The sequence below is a fragment of the Paenibacillus plantarum genome, assembly GCF_013141695.1.
GTDB lineage: Bacteria > Bacillota > Bacilli > Paenibacillales > NBRC-103111 > Paenibacillus_E > Paenibacillus_E plantarum.
In genome coordinates this window covers 214,505-230,425 of the sequence record NZ_WHNY01000026.1, presented here as the reverse complement: position 1 = coordinate 230,425, position 15,921 = coordinate 214,505, and the positions used below count along the sequence as shown (strand labels likewise).

Here is a 15,921-nt window from a genome sequence, read left to right as displayed (position 1 = left end):
GAGGTCAAACAATGAACAAATCAATGGAAATGAAACGTTCGCTTGTTATGCTGAGTATTGGTTTCTCTGTCGCACTAGCTGGGTGTAGTACTACTAAGACTGAGCCAACGCCTTCTGCAACTCCCGCCCCAAGTACGGCAGCAGCTCAATCTGCTCAACCAACAGTAGCTCCATTAGCACCAGTTGAGCTTACGTATTACTTCCCGAACGGCCCTCAGAAGGATTTGCAGACGGTAGAAGATGCTGTTAATAAACTCATAAAACCGAAAATCAATGCCACAGTTAAATTGAAACTTATTGATTGGGGTGCGTACGAAGAGAAAATGAAAGTTACTATGGCCTCTGGCGAACCCTATGATCTCGTATGGACAGCGGCAGGCTTTAACAATTACTTTCAAAATGTAGCGAATGGCGCTTATGCGCCGTTAGATGATTTGATAGCCAAATATCCGGACATGAAGAAAGGTATCCCAGATATGTTCTGGAATGCCGTTAAAGTGAAAGGAAAAATTTATGGGGTTCCTGTCTTCCAACAGTCAACCGCTGGGTACGGCTATATCATACAGAAAGCAGTAGCGGATAAGTACAAACTGGATTGGAAGTCGGTGACCAAGTTATCTGACCTAACGCCATTCCTGGAAACAGTGAAGAAGAGCGAGCCTAATCTAGTTCCTTGGGAGTTTACCGATGCGTTCACAACTGCGCCTCCGATGTTTGGCCTTGAAAGTTTAGGTGATGCAAAGACGCCAGGCGATCTTTACTTAAAAGATGGTGGCAAGGTAGTTAATCAGTATGAAACACCTGAATTCAAAGACTATCTCACATTGATGAGGGATTGGTACTCCAAAGGATATTTACGGAAAGACGCAGCGACCTTGAAAGATACGAATGCTGATCGGAAGGCTGGAAAGAATGCACTGCAATTGGGCCAGATCGATATTGACTCCGTGGCTTTCGCAGCAGCAGGTATGGAAGCGACAGGAAGAATGTCCGGCTTCAATCCAGATACACAGTCCTATGACTTCCAATTCGTGAAGCCGCTGCTTACGACAGACAAAGCTGCAGCGACTATAACGGCTATATCCGCCAATTCGCCAAATAAAGAAAGAGCGATGATGTTCCTCAATTTGTTAAATACGGATAAAGAAATTTACAACACACTAGTCTGGGGCGTCGAGGGTAAGCATTACAAGAAGATTTCTGATACTCGCATAGAAACGCTTAAAGAAGGCGGCTACCAGATGTTTGCTCCTTGGGAATTTGGTAACATGGCACTTTCCTATTTATCGGAAGGCGACCCAAAAGGAAACGATCAGAAGTTTACGCAAATGTGGGTAGATCTCAATAAGAACGCAACACCTTCCAATGCACTGGGCTTCGTTTTTGACTTTACGCCAGTGAAAGCAGAGAAAGCTAACACCGATGCAGTCATTGCAGAGCTGTATAACGCACTAGCTTCTGGTTCAGTTGATCCTAACAAGTATTTGCCAACATTCCTTGAAAAACTCAAGAGTGCAGGCGGAGACAAGATTATTGCTGAGAAGCAAAAACAACTTGATGCTTGGAAAGCTACAAGCAAGTAATTGAACGTGGCCATGAGAAGCTATAATGCTTTTTATGGCCTCTCTTTTGATAAAGGCAGTGAATGCCAAGTATCAAGGGGAGAGATGACTCCATAAATTTGGTTATTTTAAAGGAGCGAATATCTGATGGCAACGATCACAGCGGTATTAATAGGAGCGGGACAAAGAGGAGCAGATGCTTACGCATCCTATGCTCTCGACTACCCTGATGAAGTGAAATTTGTAGCGATCGCCGAGATTGACCCCATAAGAAGGATACGATTCCAGCAGACTCATGGTATTGCGGATACAAATGTATATGAAAGCTGGGAGCTTCTGCTTGATGGGCCGAAGCTTGCTGATGCAGTATTAATTTGCACGCAAGACCAAATGCATTTTGAACCGGCTATTCGAGCATTGGAGAAAGGCTATCATGTGCTACTCGAAAAGCCGATGTCACCGAGTCCGACCGAGTGCGTCCAAATGGGGGAATACGCCGAAACATATAAACGAGTGTTTTCCATCTGCCATGTACTTAGGTATACCGAATTCTATAAGAAACTTAAGCAGTTACTCGTTGATGGAGCGATAGGCAGACTTATTTCTATTCAACATACGGAAAATGTGGAACACCGCCATCAAGCACATAGTTTTGTGAGAGGAAACTGGCGAAACTCCGATATTTCTAGTCCAATGATATTAGCGAAGAGCTGCCATGACATGGATATATTGCTTTGGCTAGCGGATGCCGAGTGCACGAAGGTGTCGTCATTTGGCGCGTTAACACATTTTCGTGCAGAAAGTGCCCCAGAGGGAGCGCCATTGTATTGTTTAGATGGTTGCCCAGTCCAGAACGAATGTCCCTACTATGCTCCTAAAATGTACTTGGACAGAGAGGACTGGGTAGGTTCTATGCTGCGAAAAGTTGTCAGTAACGATGACGGTAGAGAAGGAGTCCTTCAAGCTTTGAAAGACGGGCCATACGGCAGATGCGTATATCACTGTGATAACAATGTGGTAGATCATCAGGTCGTCAATTTGGAGTTCGCGAACGAGGTTACTGTTGCCTTTACAATGTGTGCCTTCACCAAAGAAGGAGGCAGATCGATGAAGCTGATGGGAACAGGAGGTCAGATCAGAGCCGATATGGAGAAAAACGTTATCGAAGTTAGTAATTTTATTACGGGTGAGACGCGAACGATTGAAATGAATGCACCATTGGATGGTCATGGGGGTGGTGATCACGGAATTATGCGGGAATTCATTCGTTTAGTTAGCCGTGATGGGGAAGAAGCTGGACTAACAAGTGCACGGGCTTCTGTTCAGAGTCATCTGATGGCGTTTGCCGCTGAGAAGTCGCGATTGGAGAGTCAGATTATTCGCATCGACGATTATTTCAAAGAGTTAAAAGGTAAAGTTTAAATAAGTCACTTTACTTGTTTTTGGTGACCCCAAGTACCCGTGTACAACAATTTATCCTACTTATCTTTAAATTGACTCCCTATGCATGTTTAACCCAGTTCCGTAGTATTAAATTATTAGAGAAGAGACAAAGGAAGTGATCCTGTGGAGTATACAACTTTTGGTAAAAATGGGATTCGAGTATCAAAGCTCGGGCTTGGTGGCGCTCCGCTTGGCGGGGACTTCGGTCCAGTAACAGACGAACAAGTAACCGAGGTGATCGATCGAGCTTTGGAGCTCGGGATCAACTTTATCGATACAGCACCGTTATATGGCAAGGGAGAAAGTGAGCGGCGAATCGGGAAGGCGATGCAAGGAAAAAGGGATAAGGTCTTCCTAGCTACCAAAGCCGTGATGCGCGGAGTGCCCTATACCTATGAGAATACGATTCTTTCCGTGGAAGAAAGTCTGAAACGTCTGGGCACGGATTATGTAGATCTCATTCAGATGCATGAGCTTTCGGAACTAAACTCAGAGATGGGGATGAATGAAACCATTCCTGCTTTTCTTAAACTGAAAGAACAAGGGAAGGTGCGAGCGATTGGGGTTAATGCTTTCAATCCGTCGTTGTTACTTCCTTTTATTCGGTCAGGGCATATCGATTCGATTCAAACGTTCAGTCGCTATATGCTAATCGACTATACGGCTATGGATGAGCTTCTTCCGACAGCTAAGGAATATGGTGTATCCGTTATTAACGGAAGTGTTCTAGGAATGGGACTTCTTGCTGAGTCGCCAGCGCCATTTATCAAGCAAGATGCGCCGTTGTTTAAAGAAGCACAGCGCCGCATAGGACAGTTGGACTTCCTGAGAAAGACGGAACCCAAAGGGCTTATTGAGCCTGCTATGCGATTCAGCCTTTCTAGTCCGGATATTACGGTTACCCTTACGGGAACGACTTCAATGCGATCGCTTGCACTCAATGCTAGCTATTGCGATGGAGTAGGATTGCCACAACATGAATTGGAGCGGCTGCTCGCTTTATTTCCAGGTCAGCCATTATCTTGGTAAAGGGGTTAATTTCAGATGACGAATGCACCATGGATAGACGAGTTGTGGCATAGAATTATAGGCAAAGTAGAGCATATGAACGTTTCCATCGGCGCTGATTTCCCATATATCTCCTACGATGGCAAGTATAACAGTGAAGATGCGGATTGGTGGACGAACGGGTTCTGGCCAGGTTTACTCTGGTTAGTTTATCGTGAGTCGAAGGAAGATCAACTCAAAGAAACAGCAGACCAGATTGAAACCTTAATGGACCCCGTGCTTGCTGACTTTTATCCGCTGCATCATGATGTAGGGTTTATGTGGAGCTTATCCTCCGTGGCACAGTACAAGCTGCTTGGCAGTGAACAGTCGAAACGGCGCGCCTTGACGGCAGCTAGTCATCTGGTTGGACGATACAATGCGAAAGGGCAATTCATTCGCGCTTGGAACCAACCTGAGCGGACGGGGTGGGCAATTATTGACTGCATGATGAACCTGCCGCTTCTCTACTGGGCAAGTGAAGAGACGGGGGATCCGCGGTTTCGGCATGTGGCTGTTCTTCATGCGGACATGACTTTGCGAGAATTTCTTCGTCCGGATGGGTCATCTCACCATATTGTGTGTTTCGATCCCGAAACGGGGGGAAGACAAGAAGCGCTTGGTGGGCAGGGTTATTCACCGGATTCGGCATGGTCACGCGGCACCGCGTGGTCCCTATACGGCATGGCGCTGAGTGCTCGCTACACAAGGGATCAGCGCTATATCGATGCGGCTAAACGTGCAGCACATTTCTTCCTGGCGAGTGTACCCGAGGATGGGTTGCCGCCATGGGATTTCCGAGCGCCGTGGGAAGAAGATATGGCGATGGACTCTAGTGCCACAGCTTGTGCAGCGAGTGGGATGTTGGAGTTGAGTCTGTTGGTTCCTGAGCGTGAGTCGGCGTTCTATCGCCGCTCGGCTGAGAAATTGATTTTCAAATTAAACGAGAGATACACAGCTTGGGATGACCCGAGTGAGGAAGCCATTCTTCGCATGGGCACAGCTAATCGCCCTAAGAAAACACACGTAAACGTACCGATGATCTACGGCGATTATTTCTTCGCAGAAGCGGTCTGCAAGCTGCGCGGCGTACACGATACATTTTGGTAGGAGGAAAGATCCATGTCACAGAAGAATAGCTCCAATGCCACGACGAGTACGATCCATGCAGCCGATGCGTGGAGTCCGCCAACTTGGGCACTTATGGAACGGAAATTAATCGATACTTTAAATGAAGCAGCAGTTGAATATGTCCGACGCTATACGCGGGAGGATGGCACCATTGTTTGGCGAGAAGACTGGCCAGGAATGGATGGATCCGATGACCCTTATGAAGCGTTTATGAATTTATCTTTGTTGTACACGCTTGGCGGCAATGAAGAAATTCAGCGATTATCCCGTCTTATGTGGGATGCCATTACGTGGCAATGGACCGAATATGGTCAAATTCATAATGAATTCGACGCTTATTATGATTGGATGCATCATGGCGAAGGCTATTTATATTTTTATTTCCTTGGTTTATCCGATCCGCATTTACTGAAGAATCGACAGCGTGCAGTGAAGTTTGCTGAGCTCTATATGGGTAGGAACCCGGAAGTCCCTAACTTTGATGCGGAGCTGAAGCTGATGCGTTCGCCAATTACAGGCAGCAAGGGACCACGGTTTGAGATGACGGAAGAAGACTGGGTCACGCACCGCGGTGTACTCGACGATTACTTAGCCCCATTCGAAGATATTCCAGGTGTGGACTTCGCTAGCGGAAAGTGCAAGTGGTCCGACGATGACATTTACCGCGAGATTATAAGCCGAATGAATGAGCGTAAAGCGAAAGGCGATGTCCCTCTTAATTTGAACTCGACTGGACTCATGACCAATGCCTTTATGTATACAGGTGATGAATCTTATCGCCAGTGGGTGTTGGATTATTTGGCAGCTTGGGAAGAACGCACGAAGCGTAACGGTGGGCTGATTCCGGATAACGTTGGATTAAGTGATACGATCGGTGAGTACAATGACGGCAAATGGTGGGGCGGGTACTATGGCTACCGCTGGCCGCACGGATTTATGTCTATTATCGAGCCACTGACAAATGCGGGCATGAATGCCGTACTTCTTTCAGGTGATCGTAGTAAGTTAGATCTGGCACGTTCGCAATTGGATCTAAATTGGGAATTAGGGAAAGAAATCAATGGGAAATGGCATGTGCCGAATAAGCATTTTGATGCTGGTTGGACGGACTATCGAATCCAAGTTCCGACGTATCCTATTTACCTATGGACAATTTCGATGGCGGAGGAAGATGCAACTCGTGTAGACCGGATTCCCTACGAGGATCATTTCCGCAAGATTGATATGCCAACTATTTCGGGAAGAAATCCAGTAACGCGTAAGGAAACGAAACATTATATTGCGAATACAGTGCCTTGGTATTTATATATGAGAGGTCAGTTCCCTGATTATCCGGAGCAAATTTTAAAGCAAAATCTAGAGTTGATCACCCTACAGTTAGAAAAGCTGCGCTCACCCGAGGGGGATCCAACTAGCTGGGACTGGGATCATCCGTACAGCATTCATCAATGGCAGGAATATTCGCCGGTTTACTTTGAAGGGTTGCTTCAAATGATGCTTGGCGCTCCCATGCACATCTCACATGGTGGTTTGCAGCATGCTCGAGTACGTTATTTCGATGCAAAACGTAAGCGTTGCGGTCTACCGGAGGATATCGGTGCTTTGGTTGAAGCGTTAGGCGACGAGTTTGTTACACTAACATTGGTAAACTTGTCTTTATTTAAAGAACATGAAGTAGTTGTACAAGCGGGCAGCTTCGGTGAACATCAGTTTACGTACATGGAAAGCTATAATCAGAACGGCGATAAAGTTGACGAAGGCGACGTCGATGGCAAGTGGTTGCCTGTAAGTTTGGCTCCAGGTGCGGGCATTCAACTCAAGCTGCACATGAAACGATATGTGAATCAGCCGACCTATGAGACACCATGGCGTGCAGAAGTGGAACAATCTGCGGAGAAGCTGATCAGAGGTCGAATCGTATGATTGCTTACCTCGATACGCATGTCCATTTCTGGCAGTTGGAGCGTGGGCATTATCATTGGCTGAAGCCCAGTAATCCGATTCTGTACCAGAATTACATGCCATCCGATCTAGCTGACGCTGTTGGGGCTAAGCATACGGACAAATTACATGGATTCATAGCGGTTCAGGCAGCGCCGACAGTTGCAGAGACGGAATTTCTGCTTGAACTCGCAAGTCAAGATGAGCGAATCCTTGGTGTAGTCGGCTATCTTGATCCATGTGCGGATTCTTTTGCTGACGATTATAAACGTTTACGTAACAATCCGCTATTTGTTGGGATCAGGTTGGACCGAGCTATCTTCGAGACATACAAAGATCAAGTGTCAGATCAAATGATAGCGAATCTCCAGTTGTTGGAGGTAGATGATTTTAAAGTCGACCTGCTTATTGGTTCTGAACAATGCCCAGCAGTATTAAAAATTCTAAATCAAGTACCCAACTTAAAAGCCGTTATTAATCATTTAGGTGGTCCCCCTATTCGCACGGGTGAAATAAAGATTTGGTCAGACTATATCAATAAGTTATCCGAGTTCCCTCATGTATATTGTAAATGGTCTGGCATGATCACTCCCGCAGAGGGCATGAATCCAGAGCGCTTAGCACCGTATATACGTCACACGGCAGAGCAATTCGGTCCAAAGCGTATCCTGTTTGGCAGCGACTGGCCGGTTGCTTTAATGGCAGGTACGTACGAAGAGGTTGTTCAATTATTCGAACAGTTGCTACCGGATTATTGGAGCGACCAAGAGCGTGCGAATGTACGTATGCACAATGCGAAATATTTTTATTTGGGCATGTAGGGGAGTGAAGGGCATGCAAAGAGTATTGTTCTATTCACAAACGCGTAGAGGAACGGCTAACCAATTCAAGCAAATCGTAAAGGAACATGAAGCTGCACTGCGTGAAGAATGGGGTACTGCAGGTCTAGAACAAGCAGCTGTATTCGCTTGCGATTTATATGTTTGCGTCTATGCCGAGGCAGTAAGTAGGTTCAGTTCTTCCATGTGGGATTGGCCCGTTTCTTTCGAACGCTATCTGGAGAAGTGGCCCAAAGAACCCGACACAAGTGTCAGCACCAATGAGACATTGCATCGATTGACAATTCCCATGATCGACGTGTTTCATGATGGCATACCGGATGAAGATTGGCGCGGCAATCATTCGATAGATGAGCGCGTAGGTTCGATAGCGAGATTAAAGCCAGAGATGGTGCCGAGCTATATCTATTATCATTACCAGAAGCAAGAAGAGTCACCCAACAGCTTTAATCAGACGTATATGATTGGTATGCATAACCGGCTGATATTCTCCTATCATGAGTTACCAAGCAGGATTAGCTCGAACACTCGTCAAGGCTTGCTGACCACGAAGCAATCACCGACGAATTGGCACGAGGTGATGTACCCTCATTTTGACCTATGGGAAGAAGCGATAGAGGGCCAGCAGATTTGGCGTAAAATGGAGCGATTGCTATAAAAACAGCCGGTTCGGAGTCAAACGACTCTTAAACCGGCTGTTTTCATTGATTTATTCGATGTCTTGACTGTCACTTTTTTCAGGAATCACGATAAATACGGCTAAACCTCTGTGTAGATTTGGGGTAATGAACACCCCGTACGCATCACCGAACAGTAATTTAATACGCTGATTTAAGTTTTTTAAACCAATATGCTTTTCCTCCAAATTAACCCCGCTGGCTAGCTTTTGTTGAAGACTAACGAGTTGATCTTCTGGCATTCCTTTCCCATTATCAGAAACGGTGATGACAATCCCGTCCGATGTACGCAGTCCTGTAATGATAATCTGTCCTGGATTCCGAGTAGGAATAATCCCGTGCTGAAACGCGTTTTCCAATAGCGGTTGAATGGAAATCTTTAAGATTTGGCAAGAAAGTAGACTTTCCTGGACTTGCCAGATGACATCGAATTTATTCGGATATCGAGCTTGCATAATGTCCACATATTGCTTTGCATGCTGGATTTCATCCCGAATATCAGTCAATGGCTGATCGGTATCCAGACTACGTCGCAGCAGATCTGAAAGGGCTGTAACCATTTTGGATACTTGATTGTGACCTTTGGTTAATTCGATAGCTAGGTATTTAATCGTTTCCAAGGTGTTATATAAGAAATGCGGTGTCGTCTGATTTTGCAGAGCGATCGTTTGGGCCTTTCGTAACGAATGCATACGGAGCTGAAGCTCCTGTTCGAGGCCTTTCTTGGCGTCGAGTGTTCGAAAGATCGAACTGGTGATGGTTCGTACTTCGTTCCATTTACTTTTCTCATTGGAGTCCATGAGAGGCTCTAACTTCTCCTGATCTTCAATCATCGACATGATTTGGTTAACAGGGGAAAACGTTTTAATAGAGATCAAAATAGAAACGACCAAGACGATGATAACGCCGATGGCAGAAAACACATATAAAAAAGTACGGAGATCCTTCATCTTTTGCTCATAATTATTGAGCGGCAGCAACGAAATATAAGTTAAATTTTTATCCTCAGAAGGAAGCACAGAAACAATATATTTCTGTTTATGAATCGTTTTAATCGATGATGTAGGAGATGTAATTTCAGTAAGGATTTCCGCACGATTCAGAAGATCAATGTCACGGATGTTGGACATGAAATCATTCCGATTATGGCTGTAAACAACGACATCGCCACCAACGATGTACGTATTTTCTAATTGCTTATCGGCTTGATTTAGAAATTTACGAAGTTCTTCAATGTCAATATTCGCAGTAACAGCACCAATTTTATTCTCATAGAGATAAGCAGGTCGCGTAAAGGAAATGTAGAATGGATACGTATCATTTCGTTTACGCAGATCCATAAACGTGCGATTGCTGTCCATTTTCTGATAGACGTTTTTATACCAAGTTTTGTCATCAAATTCAGTTAAGGGAGAGTCAAAACGATTGGAGAGCATATAGGTGTTCTTTTCCGAAAACACGTAAATGGAATCCATGTATTTAAAGGATCGCGTGTACATTGAAATCTTGTCATGTATGGATTGCATTTTGGTAGAAAGATCGTTGGTGTCAGAAGGAGATAACATAAAGGATCCAACGTCATCTTGATAAATCATTTCTAGCGAAACATGGTCCATCTGTTTGAAAATCGTGTCAATGCTGTCCTTTACACGGTAAAGGGCATTCATATTAACGCCGCTTATTTCTGTCTCGATGGCTTTATTCATTTGCACATACATCACGATGCTTAATCCTGTGAAAGGAACGATCACGAGCAGAAATATCAAGATTAAACTCTTGATAAAAAGGCTTTGAAACTTATACATTCGGACCGCTTGAAGTAGATTACGGTTTGTTTTCATGTGCAGCACCTTCTGAACGCAAGCTTTGTTGTCGAATGTAATCCTTAGGGCTGACGCCCGTTGTTTGTTTGAACAGGCGAGCAAAATATTTGCTGTTAAGATACCCGACTTTCTCGGTAATTTCATGAATCTTATATTGGCGAGTTTCCAACAATTCAATCGCTTTTTGAATACGTAATTGAGTTAAGTAGTCGATATAATTGATGCCTACGGCTAGCTTGAAAATCCGACTAAAGTAGATATGATTCAAGAAAACATGATTAGCCACTTCCTCAAGCGACAGATCCCGATGAAAGTTCTGCAGGATATACTTCTGCGCTGCATCGACGATTAACTTGGCATTCGTTTCTTTGGAATTCACATTAAGTACCATGAGATCACGGATGAACTGCTTGGCCCATTTACGTACATTTTCCAGATCGCCTATTTCAATGACAGCATGGTAATTGTGAGCGGTCTCATGAGGTATTTTGCCAACCAAGCCCCGATCAGCATAATAGCGAAAAACCATAGCGAACAGGTCCATGATCAAACGATGAACGAAGGAGATTGGCAAATCTCGAAATTCGTCCATGAATCGATCAAGCAAGCTCATGGTATTTTCTATTTGACCGTCCGTAATATGGGCCATGAACAGCTTGTACTTCTCCAACAGAATGTCATATTCGATTGGCTCTAACCGATCTTTTCCCCGTGTCTCTTCATAGACCAGCTTTAAGGGTACACTAAATTGCGCTAGTTCAACCATGTTATGAAATGTAGCTGTTACGTCATAACGAATCTCAATATCAAAATTGTTTCGGATTCGAGAAATAATTTCATTCAGCTCTAGAACAAGTTGATTTTCTAGGTCCTCTTGCCGTATTTCCTGATTCGGAAAAGCAAGTAACTTCATTCCTTGATATTCATTAAATACGGCCTTATATAAGAAATGATCATTCTCAGCTAGGAAAATACTTTTTAATGAATAAGTGAGCTTTTCTGGCTTTATGGTCAGCTTCTCAGGCTCACATAGCTCTAAGTCAACCAAAGCACATGGACAATGGGTTGGGTCTAAGGAAAGAGATAATAATTGTACGCGTTTATGAAGCTCATTCGTATTCCGTAAGGCTCCCATGACTAAATCTGTATAAAATTGCTCTTTCAATAGAGGAAGAAGCTCATCAAAGCGAACAGATTGCTGTTGCTGGTGAATGGTAGCACTTTTCTGTTGATCTAACTTTAATTTCAAACTTTCGAAGACATGTGTAATTTCATCGTATTTCGTCGGCTTTAGCAAATAATTCTCTACATTATAAGCAATGGCTTGTTGGGCATATTCGAAATCCTTGTAACCGCTAATGATAATGACACGAATCTGCGGGTAGTTCTCATAGATATGCTTGGCTAATTGGATGCCATTAATCTCTGCCATTCGAATATCTGATAACACAATGTCAACTTCATTGTTTTTTAAATAGTCAATTGTTTCTTTACCATCCTCGAAATCAGCTACGATTTGAAACCCAAGTGATTCCCAATCCAGGAAATATCTTAATCCTCTGCGTACAATCTCTTCGTCATCAACTAGCACAAGTTTGTACATAGTACGCCATCCTCTCGCTGTATGCATTTCTTATCGCTTACCTCATTATAGCTCAAAGGCAGCTCGAATTTGGAGTGTTTCTAGGTTCTTTCACTGTATTGGTTGAAATAAGTAACCTTACTTGCATTCAGTAACTTTATCCCCGTGATTTGCACAATTTGCTAACCGTTTGTTTAATTTGGCTCCCTATTCAATTATACCCCTATTTCGTAGAATTAAATTAAAGCAAAGGGGGAGCGCAGGATGAGAGAGACAGTCATAAATAACCTATCGGATGAAACAAAAAGTAAAGTAAACGCTAAGCCACTCAGAAGTAATTCCTTTAAAAGATTAGTTAGAGAAAATATAGCTTTATTTGCTCTAACATTGCCAGCGATTCTCTATTACCTGATTTTCCACTATACCCCGATGTTCGGGATCATACTTGCCTTTAAAGATTACAAGTATAGCGAAGGCATTCTAGGGAGTTCTTGGGTTGGGTTCAAAAATTTTGAATACTTCTTTACCTCCATGGATGCTTGGCGGATTACAAGAAATACAGTAAGCTATGCGGCTATATTTATCGTATTGGGTAATATTGCAGCCGTTTCAGTGGCGCTTTTGCTGTTCGAGATTCGTGGGAAATTGGCCTTGAAATTCTATCAAACATCGATGATTATGCCGAAATTTCTATCCTGGGTATTAGTCGGATACATGACCTACGCGCTATTCAATCCTACATTAGGTTATTTCAATCAATTGCTGCAATTCTTCGGATTCGAATCGATTGATGTGTACTCGAATGCCAAGTATTGGCCTTACATCATCGTATCGGTTGAAATTTGGAAGACTGTTGGATTAAGCTCCATTATCTATTATGCAGCCTTGATGAGCGTTGATCCGGAATTGTTTGAAGCTGCCAAAATTGACGGGGCAGGAAGAATGAAACAAATTTTCGCCATTTCACTTCCATCGCTTGCCCCAGTGTTGACCATCATCATTATTCTGGCTATTGGTAATTTGTTCAGAGGAGATTTTGGGTTGTTTTATCAAATTCCTAGGGATATCGGGGTGTTATATCCAACAACGGATGTCATTGATACGTACGTTTATCGAGGATTACGTGCTGGGGACTTTGGCATATCGGCCGCTGTAGGATTGTTCCAATCGGTTGTTGGACTGATTCTAATCGTCATTAGTAATTGGATTGTAACTAAAATAAGACCTGAGAATTCGTTATTCTAATGTGTTCGAAATAAGTATGAAGGAGGCGCCCAGAATGTCTAAGTCATTCTCTGCTAATTTAGGAAATAAATTCATTCATGTCATCTTGATATTATTTAGTTTAGCGTTTATCATACCGTTTCTACTCGTTATCGCCGTCTCTTTCTCTAACGAGGAATCATTGTTGCAGTATGGGTATAAGTTAATTCCGATGCAGTTTGATCTTACCGCATACAAACTCATATTCGGCAAGCCGGACCAAATCTTATACGCGTATCTAACAACATCTGTTCAGGCAGTGGGAGGTATGTTCTGTGGATTGATTGTGATGTCCACTTGTGCCTATGCGCTTTCTCGCAAAAACTTTAAGCTTCGTAAACCGATTGTGATGTTTATTTTCTTCACGCTGTTATTCGGTGGGGGACTTATTCCGAGTTACATTCTCATCACACAGTATCTTCATATAAATAATACGATCTTTGTGTATATACTTCCGACACTTGCAAATGCCTTCTATATCATTATTTTACGCACGTTTTTTCAAGGTTTGCCTGATGCTCTGGTCGAATCTGCAAAAATGGATGGCGCTAGTGAATTTCGAGTTTATTGGCAAATTATACTCCCATTGTCTAAACCAGCACTTGCAACCATCGGGCTATTCGTATTATTAGACAAATGGAATGATTGGTTTACTTCCTTAATTTATATTCGTGATGAAAAGCTCTACACGCTGCAATTTCTGTTGCAACGAATTTTAATGGAAATCGATTTCCTCAAGAATGCGATGACCTACAATTTAACGATGGAAAATGTGAATCTATATAAACTTCCGTCTGAATCCATTCGCTTTGCAATGGCCATTGTGGCTGCGGGTCCATTACTGCTTGTTTTCCCGTTTTTTCAAAAATATTTCTCTAAAGGTCTTACAGTTGGAGCTGTAAAAGGATAATTACATGTTTATACCAATTCCGAGGTTGTTGCTTGGCTTCGGAGTTGTATAATATACTATTTGAGCAGATTGAAAGGGGATAAAAGAAATATGAAGACGCTTAAAAGTGTGTTTAGCAAGACGATTGTTCTAAGTATGACAACGGCTTTACTTATAACCGGATGTAGTAAAACGAGCACTGACTCACCTTCCACAACGACTAACGCAACAGCAAGTGCTGCAGCCTCAGAAGCACCAAAGCAGGTGACATTAAAGTTTGTCACGTTTGGTTCAGGGAAACAAGCGGATTCGCAAGAGGTTTGGGATGAGTTTAACAAGAAGTTGGCTACGCTATTGCCAAATACAAAGGTTGAATTTGAACCCATTGTTAACACGGCTTATGCAGATAAATGGAAGTTAATGGCGGCAGCGGCAGAACCAATTGACATTGCTTGGACAGGTTATGTCTTGGATTATCCAGGTGAAGTCAACAAAGGTTCTTATTTGGAGCTAGATGCCTTGGTTGATAAATTCGCACCTGATCTCAAAAAAGAGATTCCTGCTTGGGTGTTGGACCGTGCCCGTGTGAATGGTAAATTGTATGCGATTCCAAACTATCAACAAGCTGTAGATAATCGTCCAACGCTGCGTGTACCGAAAGAGTTTATCGATAAAGGATATATCGATCCGAAGCTTGCGCAGGAAACCTTTTATAAATATGGGCCAGTTTCCAAAGAATCTTTAGCTGTTATTGAAAATTATCTGGAGAAGTTGAAGCAGAACAACCAATTACGCAAAGGCTTTAGCACAGCGAATCTTCCAGGAATGCAGCATCACAACATGTTAACAGCACCATTCAAATTAGCTGGTGATTTGAAAGACCCGAAAAGTTTAAAGGTAGTCAATATTTATGAAACCGAGCAAGAGCAGTTGTTTATCAAAACGATGACGGATTGGTATGCCAAAGGGTACATTCGCAAAGATATCTTGAGCATGCAAAATCAACGTCAAGATGAAGGCAAGGCAGACGGAAATATTGCTTGGTTCCATACGATGGTAGGCAGCATTGAAGATCAATCCAAGATTGATAGTACACGATATGGATTCCCCGTTCAGGTCATTCCTATGGAAGAGAAATATGTGATCTCCAACTTGTCTGATTCTACTAACTTAGCTATTCCTAGAACGTCTAAAAATCCAGAACGTGCGATGCAGCTTCTAAACCTATTAGATTCGCAGAAAGGAAAAGATTTATATAACCTTCTTGTATGGGGGATTGAAGGTAAGCATTACAAGAAGATTTCTGATACTAAAATTGAAACTATCGGTTACTCAGGTCAAGGGACTCCAGATGCGAAATATGGTCAATGGAACTGGGCTTCTGGTAATACAGCTAATAGTTTCGAAACACAAGCAAATCCAGAAAATTTCACGAAAATTTGGCAAGATACCAATGCAGGTGCAACAATTTCTCCTTTACTAGGATATAAACCTAATCTAGATCCAATTAAAACAGAGCTTGCTCAGATTCAGGCTGTTGTAAAAGAATATGCGGGTTCAGGAGCAACACAAATTATTGAAACAGGCGCTGTTCCTGATTCTGATGCGAAATACAAGGAATTTATTGACAAAATGAAAAAGGCAGGTTCAGATAAAATTACAGCTGAACTACAAAAGCAAGTGGATGAGTTCTTGAAAACGAAGAAATAGGTTGTAGGAAATTG

The 15,921-nt window shown here is 43.1% G+C and carries 12 protein-coding genes; 10 read left to right on the top strand and 2 right to left on the bottom strand.

Features of this window, described 5'->3' with window-relative positions:
• Positions 1 to 11: 11 nt before the first annotated feature.
• The 7 genes from GC096_RS07855 (at position 12) to GC096_RS07825 (ending at position 8,621) form a co-directional block, all read left to right on the top strand.
• Positions 12 to 1,583 (top strand): ABC transporter substrate-binding protein, encoded by a 1,572-nt coding sequence (locus tag GC096_RS07855; protein ID WP_171629677.1) that lies wholly within the window; start codon positions 12 to 14, stop codon positions 1,581 to 1,583.
• Between the two features lie 126 nt (positions 1,584 to 1,709).
• Positions 1,710 to 2,984, top strand: coding sequence for a Gfo/Idh/MocA family protein (locus tag GC096_RS07850; RefSeq protein ID WP_171629676.1), 1,275 nt, complete (start codon positions 1,710 to 1,712; stop codon positions 2,982 to 2,984).
• A gap of 144 nt (positions 2,985 to 3,128) precedes the next feature.
• Positions 3,129 to 4,034 carry an aldo/keto reductase gene (locus tag GC096_RS07845; RefSeq protein WP_171629675.1) on the top strand — a complete coding sequence of 302 codons (906 nt, stop codon included), beginning with the start codon at positions 3,129 to 3,131 and terminating at the stop codon, positions 4,032 to 4,034.
• Positions 4,035 to 4,049: 15 nt separating this feature from the next.
• Entirely contained in the window at positions 4,050 to 5,162 is a 1,113-nt protein-coding gene (locus GC096_RS07840; protein WP_171629674.1) for a glycoside hydrolase family 88 protein, read from the top strand.
• Positions 5,163 to 5,174: 12 nt separating this feature from the next.
• Positions 5,175 to 7,106 (top strand): DUF8034 domain-containing protein, encoded by a 1,932-nt coding sequence (locus GC096_RS07835; protein ID WP_171629673.1) that lies wholly within the window; start codon positions 5,175 to 5,177, stop codon positions 7,104 to 7,106.
• Complete coding sequence (locus GC096_RS07830; RefSeq protein ID WP_171629672.1) at positions 7,103 to 7,945, top strand: amidohydrolase family protein; 843 nt, start codon at positions 7,103 to 7,105, stop codon at positions 7,943 to 7,945. The genes GC096_RS07835 and GC096_RS07830 overlap by 4 nt, the downstream gene beginning before the upstream one ends.
• A 13-nt stretch (positions 7,946 to 7,958) precedes the next feature.
• Positions 7,959 to 8,621 (top strand): hypothetical protein, encoded by a 663-nt coding sequence (locus GC096_RS07825; protein ID WP_171629671.1) that lies wholly within the window; start codon positions 7,959 to 7,961, stop codon positions 8,619 to 8,621.
• A 51-nt stretch (positions 8,622 to 8,672) separates the two neighbouring features.
• Here the strand turns inward: GC096_RS07825 and GC096_RS07820 are convergent, their stop codons facing one another.
• Together GC096_RS07820 and GC096_RS07815 are read right to left on the bottom strand one after the other, a co-directional pair.
• Positions 8,673 to 10,481 carry a sensor histidine kinase gene (locus GC096_RS07820; protein WP_171629670.1) on the bottom strand — a complete coding sequence of 603 codons (1,809 nt, stop codon included), beginning with the start codon at positions 10,479 to 10,481 and terminating at the stop codon, positions 8,673 to 8,675.
• Positions 10,465 to 12,066: a response regulator gene (locus GC096_RS07815; RefSeq protein ID WP_171629669.1), complete on the bottom strand. Its 1,602-nt coding sequence runs from the start codon at positions 12,064 to 12,066 to the stop codon at positions 10,465 to 10,467. Before GC096_RS07815 ends, GC096_RS07820 begins: the two co-directional genes overlap by 17 nt.
• A gap of 243 nt (positions 12,067 to 12,309) precedes the next feature.
• Between GC096_RS07815 and GC096_RS07810 the strand changes: the two genes are divergently transcribed.
• The 3 genes from GC096_RS07810 (at position 12,310) to GC096_RS07800 (ending at position 15,907) form a co-directional block, all read left to right on the top strand.
• Positions 12,310 to 13,290, top strand: coding sequence for an ABC transporter permease (locus GC096_RS07810; protein WP_171629668.1), 981 nt, complete (start codon positions 12,310 to 12,312; stop codon positions 13,288 to 13,290).
• A 34-nt stretch (positions 13,291 to 13,324) separates the two neighbouring features.
• Positions 13,325 to 14,218, top strand: a complete 894-nt coding sequence (locus GC096_RS07805) for a carbohydrate ABC transporter permease (RefSeq protein WP_171629667.1) — start codon at positions 13,325 to 13,327, stop codon at positions 14,216 to 14,218.
• A gap of 90 nt (positions 14,219 to 14,308) precedes the next feature.
• On the top strand, positions 14,309 to 15,907 hold the full coding sequence (locus GC096_RS07800; protein WP_171629666.1) for an ABC transporter substrate-binding protein: 1,599 nt from the start codon (positions 14,309 to 14,311) through the stop codon (positions 15,905 to 15,907).
• Positions 15,908 to 15,921: the final 14 nt, after the last annotated feature.

Coding starts and splice junctions, on each gene's coding strand:
- GC096_RS07820 (WP_171629670.1), bottom strand. CDS start 10,481: ATGAAAACAAACCGTAATCTACTTCAAGCGGTCCGAATGTATAAGTTT.
- GC096_RS07830 (WP_171629672.1), top strand. CDS start 7,103: ATGATTGCTTACCTCGATACGCATGTCCATTTCTGGCAGTTGGAGCGT.
- GC096_RS07855 (WP_171629677.1), top strand. CDS start 12: ATGAACAAATCAATGGAAATGAAACGTTCGCTTGTTATGCTGAGTATT.
- GC096_RS07850 (WP_171629676.1), top strand. CDS start 1,710: ATGGCAACGATCACAGCGGTATTAATAGGAGCGGGACAAAGAGGAGCA.
- GC096_RS07815 (WP_171629669.1), bottom strand. CDS start 12,066: ATGTACAAACTTGTGCTAGTTGATGACGAAGAGATTGTACGCAGAGGA.
- GC096_RS07810 (WP_171629668.1), top strand. CDS start 12,310: ATGAGAGAGACAGTCATAAATAACCTATCGGATGAAACAAAAAGTAAA.
- GC096_RS07825 (WP_171629671.1), top strand. CDS start 7,959: ATGCAAAGAGTATTGTTCTATTCACAAACGCGTAGAGGAACGGCTAAC.
- GC096_RS07805 (WP_171629667.1), top strand. CDS start 13,325: ATGTCTAAGTCATTCTCTGCTAATTTAGGAAATAAATTCATTCATGTC.
- GC096_RS07840 (WP_171629674.1), top strand. CDS start 4,050: ATGACGAATGCACCATGGATAGACGAGTTGTGGCATAGAATTATAGGC.
- GC096_RS07800 (WP_171629666.1), top strand. CDS start 14,309: ATGAAGACGCTTAAAAGTGTGTTTAGCAAGACGATTGTTCTAAGTATG.
- GC096_RS07835 (WP_171629673.1), top strand. CDS start 5,175: ATGTCACAGAAGAATAGCTCCAATGCCACGACGAGTACGATCCATGCA.